General features: G+C 67.2%; 14 protein-coding genes. 3 read left to right on the forward strand and 11 right to left on the reverse strand.

The genetic code is table 11. The features are described 5' to 3' along the window. Window positions 1–6 precede the first annotated feature (6 nt). From FHR73_RS15640 to FHR73_RS15675, 8 genes are all read right to left on the reverse strand, one after another. A complete protein-coding gene (locus FHR73_RS15640; protein ID WP_183632467.1) occupies window positions 7–276 on the reverse strand; it encodes a K+/H+ antiporter subunit F in 270 nt (89 codons plus the stop codon). Then, window positions 261–764, reverse strand: a complete 504-nt coding sequence (locus FHR73_RS15645; RefSeq protein ID WP_183632469.1) for a Na+/H+ antiporter subunit E — start codon at window positions 762–764, stop codon at window positions 261–263. Before FHR73_RS15645 ends, FHR73_RS15640 begins: the two co-directional genes overlap by 16 nt. Next, on the reverse strand, window positions 761–2,260 hold the full coding sequence (locus FHR73_RS15650) for a monovalent cation/H+ antiporter subunit D (protein WP_183632472.1): 1,500 nt from the start codon (window positions 2,258–2,260) through the stop codon (window positions 761–763). The genes FHR73_RS15645 and FHR73_RS15650 overlap by 4 nt, the downstream gene beginning before the upstream one ends. Beyond that, window positions 2,257–2,586 carry a Na+/H+ antiporter subunit C gene (locus FHR73_RS15655; protein WP_027597400.1) on the reverse strand — a complete coding sequence of 110 codons (330 nt, stop codon included), beginning with the start codon at window positions 2,584–2,586 and terminating at the stop codon, window positions 2,257–2,259. The genes FHR73_RS15650 and FHR73_RS15655 overlap by 4 nt, the downstream gene beginning before the upstream one ends. Before the next feature lies 1 nt (window position 2,587). Further along, the gene (locus tag FHR73_RS15660; RefSeq protein WP_183632474.1) at window positions 2,588–5,395 is read right to left on the reverse strand and encodes a monovalent cation/H+ antiporter subunit A; all 2,808 of its coding nucleotides are present in this window, start codon (window positions 5,393–5,395) and stop codon (window positions 2,588–2,590) included. Between the two features lie 434 nt (window positions 5,396–5,829). Beyond that, entirely contained in the window at window positions 5,830–7,263 is a 1,434-nt protein-coding gene (locus tag FHR73_RS15665) for an efflux transporter outer membrane subunit (RefSeq protein WP_183632476.1), read from the reverse strand. Then, complete coding sequence (locus FHR73_RS15670; RefSeq protein WP_183632478.1) at window positions 7,260–10,436, reverse strand: efflux RND transporter permease subunit; 3,177 nt, start codon at window positions 10,434–10,436, stop codon at window positions 7,260–7,262. The genes FHR73_RS15665 and FHR73_RS15670 overlap by 4 nt, the downstream gene beginning before the upstream one ends. A 129-nt stretch (window positions 10,437–10,565) precedes the next feature. Then, complete coding sequence (locus FHR73_RS15675; RefSeq protein WP_183632480.1) at window positions 10,566–11,783, reverse strand: efflux RND transporter periplasmic adaptor subunit; 1,218 nt, start codon at window positions 11,781–11,783, stop codon at window positions 10,566–10,568. A 281-nt stretch (window positions 11,784–12,064) separates the two neighbouring features. Here FHR73_RS15675 and FHR73_RS15680 point away from each other — a divergent pair, with 281 nt between their 5' ends. After that, the gene (locus tag FHR73_RS15680) at window positions 12,065–12,385 is read left to right on the forward strand and encodes a hypothetical protein (RefSeq protein WP_183632482.1); all 321 of its coding nucleotides are present in this window, start codon (window positions 12,065–12,067) and stop codon (window positions 12,383–12,385) included. Here FHR73_RS15680 and FHR73_RS15685 read toward each other — a convergent pair. After that, window positions 12,382–13,302, reverse strand: a complete 921-nt coding sequence (locus FHR73_RS15685; RefSeq protein ID WP_027597405.1) for a LysR family transcriptional regulator — start codon at window positions 13,300–13,302, stop codon at window positions 12,382–12,384. The genes FHR73_RS15680 and FHR73_RS15685 overlap by 4 nt on opposite strands. Before the next feature lie 149 nt (window positions 13,303–13,451). Here FHR73_RS15685 and FHR73_RS15690 point away from each other — a divergent pair, with 149 nt between their 5' ends. Beyond that, the gene (locus FHR73_RS15690; RefSeq protein WP_183632484.1) at window positions 13,452–14,468 is read left to right on the forward strand and encodes a zinc-dependent alcohol dehydrogenase family protein; all 1,017 of its coding nucleotides are present in this window, start codon (window positions 13,452–13,454) and stop codon (window positions 14,466–14,468) included. Between the two features lie 57 nt (window positions 14,469–14,525). On the opposite strand, the gene FHR73_RS15695 is transcribed toward FHR73_RS15690, so the two are convergent. Both FHR73_RS15695 and FHR73_RS15700 read right to left on the reverse strand, forming a co-directional pair. Then, entirely contained in the window at window positions 14,526–15,587 is a 1,062-nt protein-coding gene (locus FHR73_RS15695; protein WP_183632486.1) for an acyltransferase family protein, read from the reverse strand. A gap of 302 nt (window positions 15,588–15,889) precedes the next feature. After that, a complete protein-coding gene (locus FHR73_RS15700; RefSeq protein WP_027600646.1) occupies window positions 15,890–16,186 on the reverse strand; it encodes a YciI family protein in 297 nt (98 codons plus the stop codon). Between the two features lie 197 nt (window positions 16,187–16,383). On the opposite strand from FHR73_RS15700, the gene FHR73_RS15705 reads away from it, so the two are divergent. Beyond that, complete coding sequence (locus FHR73_RS15705; RefSeq protein WP_183632488.1) at window positions 16,384–17,340, forward strand: aliphatic sulfonate ABC transporter substrate-binding protein; 957 nt, start codon at window positions 16,384–16,386, stop codon at window positions 17,338–17,340. Window positions 17,341–17,345 lie beyond the last annotated feature (5 nt).

Here is a 17,345-nt window from a genome sequence, read left to right on the forward strand (position 1 = left end):
GCTCCGTTAATCGATGATTTCGCCGTGCAGCATGTGCTTGCCCAGCGCTACGGTGCCGACGAAGCCGGTCACGGCGATGAGCAGCGAGGCTTCGAAGAAGACGTCGGTGGCCAGCCAGATGCCGAACAGGATGATGATCGCCAGGACGTTGATGTAGAGCGTATCCAGCGCCAGCACCCGATCCGGAATGTCCGGTCCCTTCACCAGGCGATAGACGTTGAGCACGGCGGCCACGCCCATCATCCCCAGGCACAGCAGGGTCACGTAGGTGAGCATTCGAAGATCTCCTTGAGCGGGGCTTCATAGCGCGTCTTGACCTGGCGGATCACCTCGTCCTTGTCGGCGACATCAAGACCGTGCAGCAGGAGGGTCTTGCGATCGCCGCTGAGGCCGGACGAGACGGTGCCGGGGGTGAGGGACACCACGCAGGCGAGCAGGGTGAGCAGGAATTCGTCCTCGATATCGATAGGGACCTCGATGAACGCGGGCATGAGCGCCTCGGTCCGGCCCAGCACCAGCCGCGCGACGTGCAGGTTGGCGACGATGATGTCGTACAGCACCATCAACATGTAGCGCAGCAGGAGCAGAGGGCGGCGCAAGCGGGGGGCGTGCAGCAGGAAGTCCTGGCAGAGCAGCGGGATGCCCCAGCCGAGCAGCAGGCCCAGCAGCAGCTGGCCGAGGCTCAGGCTGTTGTTGAGCAGCAGCCAGGTCAGGGTCAGCAGGACGGTGAGCAGCGGGTGTGGCAACAGGCGCCAGCGCTTCATGGGCCAACCCCCCGGACGATGTCGAAGTAGGGTGCGACGTCCAGCAGTTGCCGGGCGGTCTCCAGGGCATAGCCATGCAGCGGCGCCGCCAGCGCCATCAGCAGCGGGCTGCCCAGCAGCAGGCCGAGGATGGCAGCGAGCTGGACGGGATCGAGGCGAATGTTCAGGGCCGCGCCCTTGCCGCGCCAGAACAGCGTGGTCCCGGCGCGGGACAGGGCGATGATCATGCCCAGCCCGCCGAGCAGCACCACCGGCCAGATGATCAGCGCCGGCCAGGCGGTGCCGGTGGCCTGCAGCAGCATCACCTTGCCGAGAAAGCCGGGGAAGGGCGGCAGGCCGGCGACGGATACCGCACCGAGGAAGAACAGTCCGCCGAGCAGCCGTGGATGCGCCAGCGGTGGACCGCTATTGAGGATGTCGCCCTGGGGGCCACGCTGCTGGGCGATGAGATCCGCCAGCAGGAACAGGGCGCCGGCGATCCAGGTGCTGTGCACTAGGTAGAAGAGGCTGGCGGCGAGCCCGGCGACGCTGCCCAGGGCCACGCCGGTCAGCAGCATTCCCACCGAGATGACCACCAGGTAGCCGAGCAGGGCCTTGAGGTGATGGGCGGCCAGGGCGCCGAACACCCCGGCGGCTAGGGTGACCGCCGCCAGTGGCCAGAGCCAGGGCAGCACGTAGTGGGTGAGGGGGCCGGCGGCGGCGCCGAACACCAGCAGGAAGACGCGGACGATGGCGTAGAGCCCGACCTTGGTCATGATGGCGAACAGGGCGGCGACCGGCGCACTGGCCGCCGAATAGGCGCTGGGCAGCCAGAAATACAGCGGCAGCAGCGCGCCCTTGAGGCCGAACACCACCAGCAGCAGGAAGCCCGCCGCCGCCAGCAGCGGCGCCTGCTCGGGATCGGCATTGGCGACTCTCAGGCCCAGGTCGGCCATGTTCAGGGTGCCGAGCAGGCCGTAGAGCAGGCCGATGCCGATCAGGAACAGCGCCGAGCCCACCAGGTTGAGCACCACGTAGTGCAGGCCGGCGCGCACCCGCGCGGGGCCGGCGCCATGCACCAGCAGGGCATAGGAGGCGATCAGCAGGATCTCGAAGAAGACGAAGAGGTTGAACAGGTCGCCGGTGAGGAAGGCGCCGTTGATGCCCAGCAACTGGAACTGGAACAGCGCGTGGAAATCCGGGCCGCGCTGGTCGTCGCCGCGGCAGGCGTAGAGCGCCGCGCCAGCGGCCAGTACCGCCACGGTAGCCAGCATCAGCGCCGCCAGGCGATCCAGCAGCAGGACGATGCCAAAGGGCGCCGGCCAGTCGCCGAGCGCATAGACCTCCAGCTGGCCACCGCTGGCCCGCTGCAGGAGCAGCAGCGCCAGTGGCAGCAGGGCCGCGGTGGCGAGCAGCGACAGCCTGCGCGCGGTGCGGGCGGACAGCCGCGGGCGCATGAGCAGGAGGGCGCCCATGAACAGCGGCACGAGGATCGGCAGGATGATCAGGTGCTTCATCGGCGCGGCTCCTCGCCATCCACGTGGTCGGTGCGCAATTCGCCCAGGGCACGCAGCGACAGGGCGACCACGAAGGCGGTCATGGCGAAGCCGATGACGATGGCGGTGAGCACCAGCGCCTGGGGCACCGGATCGGCCTGCTCGGCGGCCTGGCCGATCACCGCCGGCACGCCGGTGCGCAGGCGGCCCATGGCGAACAGGAAGAGATTGACCGCGTAGGAGAGCAGGGTGAGGCCGAGCACCACCGGATAGAGGCGGGCCCGCAGCAGCAGGTAGACGCCGCTTGCGGTGAGCACCCCGAGGGCCGTGCAGAACAGGATTTCCATGCTAGAGCACCTCCTGGCTGGAGCCGTCCGTGTCCTTCTCGTCCCGGCTGACGTGGCCCAGGTTGGAGAGGATCAGGAGGGTGGCGCCGACGACGGCGAGGTAGACCCCGAGATCAAAGATCAGCGCGGTGGCCAGTTCGGTCTTGCCAACCAGGGGAATGGCGAAGTAGTCGAAGGCGGTGGTCAGGAAGGGCCGGTCGAACGCCAGCGAGCCCAGCCCGGTAAGGGCGGCGATCAGTACCCCGAGGCCGCAGAGGGCGTGGTAGCTGATCGGCAGGCGCCGCTGGGTCCAGGTCACGCCATGAGCCACGTACTGCAGGATCAGGGCGATGGCAGTGATCAGCCCGGCGATGAAGCCGCCACCGGGCAGGTTGTGGCCGCGCACGAAGATGAAGGCCGACACCAGCAGCGCCAGCGGCAGCAGCACCCGGGCCACGTTGTTGAGGATCATCGGATGGCTGTCGCGCGACCAGGGCGTGCCCTTGGGATCGACCAGCGGATGCGGCAGGTGCAGGTGCTTGAGCAGGCCGTAGACGCCCGCCGCGGCGATGGCCAGCACGGTGATCTCGCCGAGGGTATCGAAGCCGCGGAAGTCCACCAGGATGACGTTGACCACGTTGTAGCCACCGCCACCGGACACCGAGTTGGCCAGGAAGAAGTCGCCGATGCCGGTATAGGGCCGGGTGAGTACGGCATAGGCCAGCAGCGCCACCAGCAGCCCCAGGCCACCAGCCAGCAGGACGTCGCGCAGGCCGCGCAGGCTGCTGGATTCGATGGGGGTGCGATCGGGCATGAAGAACAGCGCCAGGACCAGCAGGATAATCGTCACCACCTCCACCGACAGCTGGGTCAGCGCCAGGTCCGGCGCCGAATAGCGGGCGAACAGCAGGGAGACGATCAGACCCACGGTGCTCAGGGTCATCAGCGCCTTGAGGCGATTGCGGTGGAAGAACACCGTCAGCACCGCGGTCAGCATCAGGATGCCCAGGCCCAGGGCGGTGAGCGGATCGAAGGGTGACAGGGCGACCGGGCCGTGGAGGCTGTCCAGGCCGGACAGCGCCGCCACCAGCAGCACCAGGGTGGCTGTCAGCATCAGGGCGATATAGCCCTGCAGCGAGCCGCTTTCCAGGCGCCCGGTGAGTCGCTGGGCAAAGCCGATCAGGCGATTCAGGCCCTGCTCGAAGACCAGCCGGGCATCGACGTCGGGCAGGCCTTCCTGCCAGCGGAACAGCGGCTGGCGGAAGGCATAGACCAACACGCCGCCGACCATGGCCAGGATGCTCATCACCAGGGCGGTGTTGAAGCCGTGCCAGATGGCCAGGCTGTAGTCGGGCAGGCTGCCACCGAGGGCGGCGCTGGCCCCGGCGGCCAGCAGCGGCGCCACGGTGTAGCCCGGCACCACGCCCACCAGCAGGCAGAGCAGCACCAATATCTCCACCGGGATCTTCATGTAGCGCGGCGGTTCGTGCGGCGGATAGTGGGGCAGGTCGCGCGGTTCGCCGTTGAAGAAGACGTCGTGAATGAAGCGCAGCGAATAGGCCACCGAGAAGACCCCGTAGAGCACCGCCACCGCCGGCACGATCCAGCTGAAGCTGCCGAACAGGCCGTGGTTGAGGGTCTCGTTGAAGAACATCTCTTTGCTCAGGAAGCCGTTGAGCAGCGGCACCCCGCCCATGGCGGCGGCGGCGACCATGGCCAGCACCGCGGTGTGCGGCATGTAGCGCCAGAGTCCGGCCAGGCGGCGCATGTCGCGGCTGCCGGTCTCGTGGTCGATGATGCCGGCGGCCATGAACAGCGAGGCCTTGAAGGTGGCGTGGTTGAGGATGTGGAACACCGCCGCCACGGTGGACAGCTGGGTATCGAGGCCGAACAGCAGGGTGATCAGTCCCAGGTGGCTGATGGTGGAGTAGGCCAGCAGGCCTTTGAGGTCGTGCTGGAACAAGGCCAGGATGGCGCCCACCACCAGGGTGGTGAGGCCGGTGAGGGTGACGATGTAGAACCACCACTCGGAATCGGCCAGGGCCGGATAGAGCCGCGCCAGTAGGAAGACCCCGGCCTTGACCATGGTCGCCGAGTGCAGATAGGCCGACACCGGCGTCGGCGCGGCCATGGCCTGGGGCAGCCAGAAGTGGAAGGGGAATTGCGCGGACTTGGTGAAGACGCCGAGCAGCACCAGGATCAGTGCCAGCGGGTAGAGGGCGTGGCCGGTGATCAGCGGACCGGCGGCGAGGACGTCGGTCAGCTCGAAACTGCCGACGATATGGCCGAGCAGGAGGATGCCGGCGAGCAGGGCCAGGCCGCCGCCGCCGGTGACGGTCAGGGCCATGCGCGCGCCCTGGCGGGCTTCCTTGCTGTGGCTCCAGAAGCCGATCAGCAGGAAGGACGACAGGCTGGTCAGCTCCCAGAACACCATCAGCAGCAGCAGGTTTTCCGCCAGCACCACGCCCAGCATGGCACCCATGAACAGCAGCAGGTAGGCGAAGAAGCGCCCGACCTTTTCATCCTTGCTCAGGTAATAGGTGGCATAGAGGATCACCAGCAGGCCGATGACCAGGATCATCAGCGCGAACATCAGCCCCAGGCCGTCCAGGCGCAGGCTGAGATTCAGCCCCAGCGCCGGCAGCCAGTCGACCCGGTGCAGCAGCACGGCGCCGTCCAGGACCGTGGGCAGTTGCGTGGCCAGCAGGGCCAGGGCCAGGGCGGGGGCCACGGCGGTGCCCAGGGCGCAGGCGCGCCGGCCGAAGCGATCGGTCGCCAGCGACAGCAGTGTTCCCAGGAAGGGCAACGCGATGATCAGCGCCAATACCATGCCTGCATCCTTTAGCTGAGCCGCCTCACGGCGGTTGGTAGATGGGGCTCCCTAGAGGCCTCGAGTGGCATTCGATCCCCGCGCCGAGGGACCTGCCAGGACGGCAGGGCGCGCGTGGATCAATCTCTGAGTTTCGTACAAGAACCGGCGGTTTAATAACCTACGGTGATAATAAGAGAGAGACCACAGATTCCTAGGCCTGTCTCCCTTACAAAATATTAGGAAACAGCCGCGGCGCGTCCAGTTCGGGATACGGACGCCGGGCAGCGGCGTTCCAAGCCTCTCTGAGACCTCTGGTACGGGCTTTTGCTCAGGCCGGCGGGGAAGGGAGGCAGCGGGTGCCGTGCCCTGGGCACGGCACCCGCCAGCGGGAAGAAAAAACCCGACACGCCAAAGGAGCAAGAGAACACGCGTGTCGGGGGTAAGCGCCGGCGTCAGAGCGCCGACGCGGGGGAAGCGTTGCCCTGGGCGAGACGCGCGGGTTGCACGTCCCAGCCGCCACCCAGGGCCTTGTAGAGGGCGACGATGCCGCGATAGAGCTCGATCTCGCCCTGGGCCTGCTGGTCCTCGGCGGCCAGGCGTTCGCGCTGGGCGTCGAGCAGCACCAGGAAGTCGGTGCCGCCTTCGCGGTAGCGGATCTCGGCCTGCTCGGCGGCGGCGCGGCTGGCCACCGACTGGCGGATCAGCGCCTGCAGGCGCTCCTGGCGACGGCCATAGTCGCTGAAGGCATTGGCACTCTCTTCCAGGGCGGTCAGCACCTGCTGCTCGTAGTTGGCCAGGGCCTCCTCGGAGCCGGCGCGGGCGCCGCGCAAGCGGGCGCGGACGCTGCCCAGGTCGAAGGCCGCCCAGCTGATGCTCGGGCCAAGGCCCCAGGCACGGGCGGCACTGCTGCCGATCTGCGAGCCGCGTCCGGCGGTGAAGCCGAGAAAGCCCGAGAGACTGACCCGCGGAAACAGATCGGCGGTGGCCACCCCCACGTCGGCGGTGGCGGCGGCCAGCCGGCGCTCGGCGGCGGCCACGTCCGGACGGCGCCGTAGCAATTCGCCGGGATCGCCGATGGGCAGACGCTTGGCGATGGCCGGCAGGGCCTTGGGTGCGAGATCCACGCTGAGGGCATCCGGGCGCTGGCCGAGCAGGGTGGCGATGCGATTGCGCGCGCGGGTGGCCTGGGCCTGGAATTCCGGCAGGCTGGCTTCGGTGGCAGCCAGTCGCGCTTCGCTGCGCTGCACGTCCAGGTCGCTGCCCATTCCTTCGTCCCTCAGGGTCACGGTCAGGCGGCGCGCTTCGCGCTGGTTGCCGAGGTTGTCGCGGGCAATGCGTTCGCGCAGCTGGGCGCCGCGCAGGTCGCCATAGGCGTCCACCAGTTCGGCGATCAGGCTGACCTGCAGGCCGGCGAGGTCGGAGGCCGCGGCTTCGGCGCGGGCATCGCTGGCTTCCAGGGTATGGCGCACGCGACCGAACAGGTCCAGCTCCCAGGCCATGTCCAGACCTAGGTCATAGCGGTCGCTGTTGACCCGCTGTTCGGTGAAGCCAGGCTGCTGGGCCTTGCCGAGCTGGCTGCTGGCGCGGCTGGTAACCGTGGGATAGAGGTCGTTGGCGTCGTCGTCGCGCAGCGCGCGGGCGGCGCGCAGGCGGGCGAAGGCGGCGCGCAATTCGCGGTTGCCATCAAGGCTGCTGGCGACCAGGGCGTTGAGGGTCGGATCCTCGAACTGGCGCCACCAGAGCGTCTCGAAGCGGCCCTGGTCGTAGACCGCGGGCTGCTGGCTGGCCTTGAGCTGGGCGGGTGCCTGTTTCGGCGCCTGGTAGTGCGGACCGACGGCGCAGGCGGAGACCGCCAGCGCCAGCAGCAGGGGAGCGAAAGCCTTCATGCCTGGGCCTCCTGGGCAACGGCGGAGCGGGCCTGGCGACGCTCCACGAAGGCGCGTACCAGCACAAAGAACAGCGGCGTGAGCAGCAGGCCGAAGAAGGTCACCCCGAGCATCCCGGAAAACACCGCGACGCCCATGGCGTGGCGCATCTCGGCGCCGGCACCGGTCGAGGTCACCAGGGGCACCACGCCCATGATGAAGGCGAAGCTCGTCATCAGGATGGGCCTCAGGCGCAGACGGCAGGCCTCCAGCACCGCGGCGACGCGGTCCTTGCCGGTGGCCTGCTGGTCCTTGGCGAACTCGACGATGAGGATGGCGTTCTTGCACGCCAGGCCCACCAGCACGATCAGACCGATCTGGGTGAAGATGTTGTTGTCGCTGCCGGCCAGGATCACCCCGGTGATGGCCGAGAGCAGGGTCATGGGCACGATCAGGATCACCGCCAGCGGCAGGCTCCAGCTCTCGTACTGGGCGGCCAGCACCAGGAAGGCCAGCAGCACGCAGAGCGGGAACACCAGCAGGGCGGTATTGCCGGAGAGGATCTGCTGGTAGGTCAGCTCGGTCCATTCGAAGGTCATGCCGTTGGGCAGCTCCTGCTTGAGCAGCCCCTCGATGGCCGCCTGGGCCTGGCCGGAGCTGTAGCCCGGGGCCGGCGCGCCGTTGATCTCGGCGGTGAGGAAGCCGTTGTAGTGCATCACCCGGTCGGGGCCGGCGGTGTCGCTGATCTTGACGAAAGTGGACAGGGGCACCATCTCGCCGCGATCGTTGCGCACCTTGAGCTGGCCGATCTGCTCGGGCTCCAGGCGGAAGCGCTGGTCGGCCTGGACGTTGACCTGGAAGGTACGGCCGAAGCGGTTGAAGTCGTTGGCGTAGACCGAGCCCAGGTAGGCCTGCAGGGTGTCGAAGATGGCGTCGATGGGCACCCCGTGGGTCTTGGCCTTCTCGCGATCGATGTGGGCATCAATCTGCGGCACGTTGACCTGGTAGCTGGTGAACAGCGACTCCGGTGCCAGTTGCGGCAACTGCCGCGCCTTGGCCAGCACGCTCTGGGTCTGGGCGTAGAGCTCTTCGTAACCCAGGTTGCCACGGTCCTCCACCTGCAGGCGGAAGCCGCCGATGCTGCCCAGTCCCTGCACCGGTGGCGGCGGGAAGATGGCGATGATGGATTCCTGGATGGCGGCGAACTCCCCGTTCAGCTGTGCGGCGATGGCGCCGGCCGACAGCGAGGGATCACGGCGCTCCTCGAAGGGCTTCAGGGTCACGAAGACGATGCCGCTGTTGGGGCTGTTGGTGAAGCCGTTGATGGACAGGCCGGGGAAGGCCACGGTGCTCTCCACGCCCGGGTGCTTGAGGGCGATGGCCGACATGCGGCGGATGACCTCTTCGCTGCGATCCAGGGTGGCGGCGTCGGGCAACTGAGCGAAGGCCACTAGGTACTGCTTGTCCTGGGGCGGCACGAAGCCGGTCGGCGTCTTCACCAAACCCAGGCCGGTCAGGCCCAGCAGCACCACATAGAGCACCAGCACGATGGAGCCGCCGCGCAGCACCCGGCGCACGGCGCCGACGTAGCCGTGGCTGGCCTTGTCGAAGAAGCGGTTGAAGGGGGCGAACAGCCAGCCGCCGAACAGCCGGTCGAGCAGCCGTGAGAAGCGGTCCTTGGGCGCGTTGTGGCCCTTGAGCAGCACCGCGGCCAGGGCCGGCGACAGGGTCAGGGAGTTGAAGGCCGAGATCACCGTGGAGATGGCGATGGTCAGGGCGAACTGGCGATAGAACTGCCCGGTGAGACCGGAGATGAAGGCGGTCGGCACGAACACCGCGCAGAGCACCAGGGCGGTGGCGATGATCGGACCGGTGACCTCGCCCATGGCGCGTCGGGTGGCGGCCACCGGATCGAGGCCGAGACCGATGTTCCGCTCGACGTTTTCCACCACCACGATGGCGTCGTCCACCACGATGCCGATGGCCAGCACCAGGCCGAACAGCGACAGCGCATTGAGCGAGAAGCCGAAGGCGTGCATCACCGCAAAGGTGCCGATCAGCGACACCGGCACCGCCGCCAGCGGAATGATGGAGGCGCGCCAGGTCTGCAGGAACAGGATCACCACCAGCACCACCAGGATGATGGCTTCGAACAGGGTGTGCACCACGGCCTCGATGGAGCCGCGCACGAAGATGGTCGGGTCGTAGACGATCTCGTAATCCATGCCCTGGGGGAAGCTCTGCTTGAGCTCGGCCATCTTGGCGCGCACCTGGTTGGACAGGTCGATGGCATTGCTGCCGGGGCGCTGGAAGATCGGGATGGCCACCGCCGGCTGGTTGTTCAGCAGGGATCTCAGGGCGTACTGGTTGGAGCCCAGTTCGATGCGGGCGATGTCGCGCAGCCGGGTGATCTGGCCGTCGCTGCCGGCGCGCACGATGATGTTGGCGAATTCTTCCTCATCCACCAGGCGACCCTGGGTGTTGATGGCCAGCTGGAAGCTGGTGCTGCCGGGGGCCGGCGGTGCGCCGAGGGCACCGGCGGCGACCTGACGATTCTGCTCGCGGATGGCGGTGACCACGTCGCTGGCGGTCAGGCCGCGCGAGGCCACCTTGTCCGGATCGAGCCAGACGCGCAGGGAATAGTCGCCCATGCCGAACAGCTGGACATCGCCCACGCCGTCCAGTCGCGCCAGTTCGTCCTTGACGTTGATCAGGGCGTAGTTGGACAGATAGAGCATGTCGTAGCGCTGATCCGGCGAGGTCAGGTGCACCACCATCGCCAGGTCCGGCGAGGCCTTGTCGGCGGTCACGCCGAGGCGCTGCACCTCTTCCGGCAGCTTGGGCAGGGTGCGGGTGACGCGGTTCTGCACCTGCACCTGGGCGGTATCCAGGTTGGTGCCCAGGGCGAAGGTGATGGTCAGGGTCAGCTTGCCGTCGGCGGTCGACTGGGACGACAGGTAGAGCATGTGCTCCACGCCGTTCATGGCCTGCTCCAGGGGCGCGGCGACGGTCTCGCCGATCACCTTGGGGTTGGCGCCGGGGAAGGTGGCACGCACCACCACGGTGGGCGGGACCACCTCGGGGTATTCGCTGATCGGCAGCTGGAACAGAGAGATGGCCCCGCCGATCAGGATGATCAGCGAGAGCACGGCGGCGAAGATCGGCCGGCGGATGAAGAACTGGGAGAAGTTCATCGGAAATGTCCTGGCAAGGAGGCGTACAGAACGCAGCCACACGAGGTCGCTCCCGCCTCAAAGTGGAGGCAGGAGCGACCTTTAAGGTCGCGTTGTCGATCGGATCTGGGATGCGGGGTACGGCGTCGGTTAGCGACTACCCACCTTGAGCGGCTGGGTGGGCGCCGGCAGGCTGGCCAATACCGCGTCGCGCTGGCGCTTGAGGGCAGCCAGGGTGGTGGCATCGGCCATGGGCACCGACTGGGCGTCGACGGTCATGCCCGGGCGCACCCGCTGCAGGCCGTTGACCACGATGCGATCGCCGGCTTCCAGGCCGCGGCGCACAATGCGCAGGCCTTCCAGGCGTGGGCCCAGGTCGACATTGCGATAGGCCGCCTTGCTCTGGCCATCCACCACCAGTACGAATTTCTTGCCCAGGTCGGTGCCCACGGCGGCGTCCTGGATCAGGGTGCCGTCGTAGGTACCGCTGCCCACCAGCCGCAGCCGGGCGTAGAGCCCCGGGGTGAAGCGACCGTCGGCATTGTCGAACACGGCGCGACCATGAATGGTGCCGGTGCGCGGATCGAGCTGGTTGTCCATGAAGTCCATGTGGCCTTCATGGGAGAAGTCGTCCTCGTTGGACAGCGCCATATAGACCGGGCTGGCCGCGCCGCGCTGACCCTGGCGGGCGAGGGCCTGCTGCTTGAGGAAGACGCGCTCGTCGGCGTCGAAATAGGCATAGACCTTGTCGGTGGAGACCAGGGTGGTGAGGCGGGTGTCTCCGGCGTTGACCAGGTTGCCGGCGGTCACCTCGGCGCGGCCGACGCGCCCGTCGATGGCGGCGCGGACCTCGGTGAAGCCTAGATTTAGGCGCGCGGCGTCCAGTTGCGCCTGGGCGGCGGCGACGCTTGCCTTGGCTTCCTGGGCAGCGCTGCGGCGGGCCTCGACGATTTCCGCGGAAATGGCGTTGCTGCTGCGCAGGCGTTCGCCGCGGGCGGCTTCGTCGGCCGTGCGACTGGCGTTGGCACGGGCCTGTTGCAACTCGGCTTCGAGGCGCTTGACCTCGGCCTGGAAGGGACGCGGATCGATCTGCAGCAGCAAGTCGCCGCGCTTGACCCGGGCGCCCTCGTGGAACAGCACGCGGTCGACGTAGCCGGAGACGCGGGGACGCACCACCACGGACTCGGGCGCTTCCAGGCGACCGGTCACCTCGTCCCATTCCACTACCGGCTGGCGCAGTACCTCGGCGGCGCTCACCTTGGGCGCGGGCGGCGCGGCGCTGGCCTGGGGATGGGAATCGCCGCAGGCGGCAAGGAACAGCGTAGAGGTCAGGGCCAGGGGGCCGAGGGTTTTCGCGAAGAGATCCATGTTCGAGTCCGCCCGAGGTGGAAAGAGGTCAGGGAGGCGAGTCTGCCGCCGCGCGCGGGCAGCGACGAATCGAAGGGCTCGAACTTATTTATCGATGGCGATGATGGTTTTGCTGTAGGTATCGCTGGCGGTGATAGAACCTGTCGTAAAGCTGCGATCTAGAGCGCTTCAGCTCGGCGTTCGTCCTAGACTAGAGTGGCAGGGCTTCAGACCCTGTCCTTGCCCATGCGCGCCGCGGCGCTCTCCAGGCTTCGGCCGAGATCCGCCGCAGGAGGATGACCATGTCGCTATCCCGCCACGCCCTGGTATTGGTTGCCGTGCTATTGGCCAGCGCGGCAACGGCCGCCCAGCCGGTCTTGTCGACGCCTGCGCCCTCTCATTCTGAATACCTGTTCCTGGCCGGCAACGGCGGAGCCGGCGGCGCGGGTGGCGCAGGCGGTAGTGGCGCACTGCCGGGCAAGGGCGGTAGCGGTGGCCAGGGCGGTGCCGCCGGGTCTGGCGGCGTTCCCGGCGCCAAGGGTGCGGACGGTGCCGAGGGCGCCGTTATCCCTGATCGTCGGACACATCGCGGCGATCAGGGGCACGACACTGGCGAGCGCTAAAGACTGTCCGGATCGCCAATGAACATCTGGATGCGCGACCTCAGCCAGCGCTCGCCTGGGTCGTGGTCCTGGGCGCCGCTCCAGGCCATGGGCAATTCATGGCTGCCGTCGCGCAGCTCTTCTGGCGGGTCTTCGTACCTCAGGCCACCGGTGCTGGCCAGCAGGCGCGCGGTGTAGTCCGGCACCATCACCAGCAGATCGGTTTCCGCCAGCAGTGACCCCAGGCCGTTGAACTGGGGCACCGCCAGCACCACCCGGCGCTGGCGGCCAAGCTTGTCGAGCAATTCGTCGATATAGCCGGTGAGATCGCCGGCATAGGACACCAGGGCATGGGGCCGCGCGCAGTATTCATCCAGGGTCAGGCGCCCGGGCTTGCTGTCGGCGCGCAGCACCTTGAAGCCGAAGCGGCGCACCGGCCGGCGCTTGGCATTGGCCGGCAATTCCTCGGTATAGCCCACCGCCACGGTGATCTCACCGGAGGCCAGCATGCCGGCGGCGGTCAGGTAATTCATCCGGCGCACCACCAGGGTGGTGCCGGGCGCCTCGATGCGGATGCGCCTGAGCAGCGGCGGCAGCAGGGCGAATTCGACGTCGTCGGAGAGGCCGACGCGAAATACCCGGTCGGCGCTGGCCGGCTCGAAACTCTGGGTGCGACTCACCGCGCTGGAGATCTGGTCCAACGCCGGCGACAGCAGGGCGGCGATTTCCTGGGCCCGCGGCGTGGGTTCCATGCTGCGCCCGGTGCGGACGAACAGCGGATCGTCGAACAGGGTGCGCAGCCGCGCCAGGGCCGCGCTGATCGCCGGCTGGCCGAGAAACAGCTTTTCCGCGGCACGGGTGACGCTGCGCTCGAGCATCAGGGTCTCGAACACGATGAGCAGGTTGAGGTCGACGCGACGCAGATCGGTACGGTTCATTCAGGCCCCGGCAGGGAGTGGATCGATACCCCCGATGTCCATTATCGATGGGGATGCATAGAATCCTAAGGGAAGGCTGGTTAGAGTCCTAGTCATAGCAGTCCGCCTCGGCAAACGTCCCGGGGTTGGCATCAACGCGAGGTAATGCCATGTCCCGCCTGATCCAGTTCACCGAATTCGGCCCGCCGGAGGTGCTCGCCTGCATCGACCGGCCCACGCCCGTGGCGGGTCCAGGCGAGGTGCTGGTACGGGTAGCAGCCATCGGCGTGAGCTGGTATGACGTGCTCTGGCGGCAGAATCTGGCCCCCGAGCAGGCCGTGCCGCCGGCCGGTCTCGGCTGCGAGCTGGCCGGGGTGGTCACCGCCCTGGGCGAAGGCGTGGCCGACCTGGCGGTGGGCGATCGCGTGGCCAGCTTCCTGGGGCACGACATCAATCGCTATCCGGCCTATGGCGACGACCTGGTCTATCCGGCCACCTCCCTGGTGCGCTACCCGGACGTGCTCGCCCCGGTGGAAGCCGCGGTGCACTACAACCCGCTGCTCACCGTCTATACCGCGCTGATGCACCAGGCCCGGCTGCAACCGGGCGAATGGGTGCTGATCACCGATGCCAGTCGCTGCTGCGGCCCGGCTTCTATCCAGCTGGCCAAGGCCCTGGGTGCGCGGGTCATCGCCAGTACCCACGACGCCGGCGACCGTGACTACCTGCGGGAACTGGGCGCGGAGAGGGTCATCGCCGCCGAGGAAGAGGATCTGGTCAGCCGCATCGCCAGCATCACCGACGGCGTCGGTGTGCATGTGGCCCTGGATGCCCTGGGCGGTCCGCAACTGGCGCTGCTCGGCGAGGCCATGGCGCCCCGCGGCCGGCTGCTGCTCTACGGCCTCAACGGTGGCAACCAGACCCCGCTGCCGGCCTGCGCGGCCTTCAAGAAGAAATTCAAGCTCTACATCCACTGCGTCCAGGACTTCACCGGCCAGCCGGAAATGGGCCTGGAAGCCGATTGCGCTGCAGTGCGCGAGGCCCTGCAGCACATCGACCAACTGACTCGCGATCGCCTGCTCAAGGCGCAGATCAAGCAGGTCTTTCCCTTCGAGCAGTTCGTCGAGGCCCACCGATGCATGGAGCAGTGCCCTACCCGGGGGCGTGTCGTGCTCAGCGTCGAGTGATCCGCCAGATAATGAAAAACCCACGCCAAGGCGTGGGTTTTTTTATGGCCGCTCGGTCTAGGCGGTGGCTTTCTTCTGCAGCGGCGGCGTGGTGCGATTGACTCGCGTCTTGGCGCCGAAGAAGGCCACGCTGAGGAAGTGCAGCGGACTGATGCGTTCCAGTACCAGCTTGAGCGCCACCGGCAGGAACAGGCCCATGACCATGCTGACGGTAAAGACCACCCAGACGTCGTGCACCTGCAGCTTGTTCAGCACGATGCGCGCACCGGCGGTGCCGAACACATGGAATAGGTAGATCTCGAAGGAGAAGTAGCCCAGCCAGGCCAGCGGCTTGAAGTAGAACCGGCGAGCGATCAGCAGGCTGATGGCGGCCAGGCCCAGAGCGGTGCCGATGATGGCCATGTCGGTCTCGTCGAGATCGACCAGTTCGAACAGATAGGCTTGGTCGATGGCCACCAGGATCGTCAGGGCCACGGCCATGGTGATCACGTTGCGCCGGGTGATGAGTTGCGCGCCGAAGCGGTATAGACCCAGGCCCAGGAGGAAGAAGGGGAACAGCTGCACCGCCTTGTAGAGGCTGAACAGGTCCGGGAAGCTCTCCCAGGCGAAGGACGCCGCCAGGGCCACGGCGAACACCAGGCCGAAATTGCGCAGGGTCAGCAGCAGACCGGCCTTTTCCAGCAAGGCGATCACCACGAAGATGCAGAAGATCGATTGCAGGAACCAGAAGTGCGCGTAGCTGAAGAAGTAAATGCTGAAGATGTCGGTCAGCTGCGGCTTGTAGTTGGTGTTGGGTACCGCCATCTGCAAGGCGAAGAACAGGGTGGACACCACCAGCAGGGGAATGCCGATACGTTTGAACTTGCCTTGGTAGAAGCGCGACAGGTCGCTGCCGGTGTTTACCGGGCGCAGCGCATAGACGTAGCCGGAAATGGCGGTGAACAGCGGCATCCGGACATAGACGAGCGAATCGTAGAGATAGCGCAGCACCGATTCGTCGGGCACCTTCATGCCCAGGGTCGACGAACTGCCGATGACATGGCCCGCTACCATCAGAAACAGCGCCAGTCCGCGAATCGTCTCGATGCGCAGATCCTTTTCAGGCGTGGTCTTGGTCATGCTGAGTCCTCTGTACTAGCTAAGCGAGACAGCGTTTCCACAGGAGCGGGAAAGGATGTCGGCGCATCAGATCATCTGAGCCCGCTGAGCTTAGGCTAGTTCGTTAGCTTCCTTGCGGTGAGGGCGGGAAAACTCCGGCTTTTCTTGCGCTGCATCACTTTTCTGTGAAGCGATTCCTAGAAGTGTGAACTTGCAACGGCAGCGATCAGCGCTGATTAAGGTGGCATTGTGCCAGGCTTAAGGCTTTCTTAAGCCAATTTGCGGTAAGGCGGAGGCGGCCGGTCAGGCCGCCGCAGGCAGGCTCAGACGAACGCCTTGCCGTCCAGAATCGCCTTGCGCCACCGGGTGATGCGGACTTCGCCCGGCAGGCCGGCGCTGGTGAAGGGATCGCGGGCGATGAAGGCTTCGGCCTCGGCGCGGGTTTCCACATCGACGATATAGACGCTGCCGGTGGCGGTCTCGCCATCGTCACTGAGCTTGGCGCCACAGGCCAACAGGGCAGCGGCGTTCTCGCGCAGGAAATCCAGGTGGGCCGGGCGATGCTGCTGGCGCAGGGCCAGGCTGTCCGGCTTGTCGAAGGTCTCGATCAGAAAAGGCATGGCAGGCTCCGATAGGGTCGACGGCCCCGGTGGCCGCCGCTGGCGCAGGGTGGCGCGATCCTGGTGTCAGCGTCAATCGGACCTTGGCCGGCTAACGTTGCCTGGCCCGGGCATAGCCTTAGCAGAGAAACGTATTAAACATTCCGGTCTAGATAGGCCAGGCTGACCTTTCCAAATGGAATATAAGGAAGGTCACCATGTTTCGCTCCTCTCTCAGACGATGGCTGGCGCAGGGCGCCCTCCTGCTGCTGACACTCTCTGTGCTCGCGCCGGCGCAGGCCGCCGACCAGGCCCTGCGCATCGGCTATCAGAAGGGCGGCGGTCTGCTGGCCGTGCTCAAGGCCCAGGGTACGCTGGAGCAGGCCCTGGGCGCTCGGGGCTATCAGGTGAGCTGGCGCGAATTCCAGGCTGGGCCGCAACTGCTGGAGGCGCTCAACGCCGGCAGCATCGACGTCGGCTACACCGGGTCACCGCCGCCGATCTTCGCCCAGGCGGCCGGGATCGATCTGGTCTATCTGGGCGCCGAACCGGCCAGCGAGGCGGTGGAGGCCATCCTGGTGCCGACCGCCTCGCCGATCCGCGACGTCGCCGGTCTCAAGGGCAGGAAGGTGGCGGTGCAGAAGGGCTCGAGCGCCAACTTCCTGCTGGTCGCCGCCCTGGAAAAGGCCGGGCTGAGCTTCAAGGACATCCAGCCGGTCTATCTGCCGCCAGCGGACGCCCGTGCCGCCTTCGTCAACGGGTCGGTGGACGCCTGGGTGGTCTGGGATCCCTATTTGGCGGCCATCCAGCAGAGCCAGCCGGTGCGCGTGCTCGCCGACTACCAGGGGCTGCTGCACGCCAACAGCTTCTATGAGGGGTCGCGCCGTTTCGCCGACGCCCACCCTGAGGCCATCCGCCTGCTGCTGGCGGAACTGGCCAGGGCCGGCGCCTGGGCCAATGCCCACAAGCCGGAGGTGACGCGCATCCTGGCCGAGCAGATCGGACTGCCGGAAGCGGTGATCGCCACTTGGCAGGCGCGTACCGGTTACGGCGCGACGGCGCTGACGCCGGCGATCATCGCCACCCAGCAGCAGACCGCCGACATCTTCAAGGCCCAGGGACTGATCCCCCGGGCGGTAGACGTCAGCCAGGCGGTCTGGCAGGCGCCGCGCTAGACCGC

Origin of the sequence: Pseudomonas sp. AS2.8 (genome assembly GCF_014190935.1) — a bacterium.
GTDB lineage: Bacteria > Pseudomonadota > Gammaproteobacteria > Pseudomonadales > Pseudomonadaceae > Chryseomonas.

Coding starts and splice junctions, on each gene's coding strand:
- FHR73_RS15685 (WP_027597405.1), bottom strand. CDS start 13,302: ATGAACCGTACCGATCTGCGTCGCGTCGACCTCAACCTGCTCATCGTG.
- FHR73_RS15690 (WP_183632484.1), top strand. CDS start 13,452: ATGTCCCGCCTGATCCAGTTCACCGAATTCGGCCCGCCGGAGGTGCTC.
- FHR73_RS15680 (WP_183632482.1), top strand. CDS start 12,065: ATGTCGCTATCCCGCCACGCCCTGGTATTGGTTGCCGTGCTATTGGCC.
- FHR73_RS15700 (WP_027600646.1), bottom strand. CDS start 16,186: ATGCCTTTTCTGATCGAGACCTTCGACAAGCCGGACAGCCTGGCCCTG.
- FHR73_RS15705 (WP_183632488.1), top strand. CDS start 16,384: ATGTTTCGCTCCTCTCTCAGACGATGGCTGGCGCAGGGCGCCCTCCTG.
- FHR73_RS15670 (WP_183632478.1), bottom strand. CDS start 10,436: ATGAACTTCTCCCAGTTCTTCATCCGCCGGCCGATCTTCGCCGCCGTG.
- FHR73_RS15665 (WP_183632476.1), bottom strand. CDS start 7,263: ATGAAGGCTTTCGCTCCCCTGCTGCTGGCGCTGGCGGTCTCCGCCTGC.
- FHR73_RS15675 (WP_183632480.1), bottom strand. CDS start 11,783: ATGGATCTCTTCGCGAAAACCCTCGGCCCCCTGGCCCTGACCTCTACG.
- FHR73_RS15660 (WP_183632474.1), bottom strand. CDS start 5,395: ATGGTATTGGCGCTGATCATCGCGTTGCCCTTCCTGGGAACACTGCTG.
- FHR73_RS15645 (WP_183632469.1), bottom strand. CDS start 764: ATGAAGCGCTGGCGCCTGTTGCCACACCCGCTGCTCACCGTCCTGCTG.
- FHR73_RS15640 (WP_183632467.1), bottom strand. CDS start 276: ATGCTCACCTACGTGACCCTGCTGTGCCTGGGGATGATGGGCGTGGCC.
- FHR73_RS15695 (WP_183632486.1), bottom strand. CDS start 15,587: ATGACCAAGACCACGCCTGAAAAGGATCTGCGCATCGAGACGATTCGC.
- FHR73_RS15655 (WP_027597400.1), bottom strand. CDS start 2,586: ATGGAAATCCTGTTCTGCACGGCCCTCGGGGTGCTCACCGCAAGCGGC.
- FHR73_RS15650 (WP_183632472.1), bottom strand. CDS start 2,260: ATGAAGCACCTGATCATCCTGCCGATCCTCGTGCCGCTGTTCATGGGC.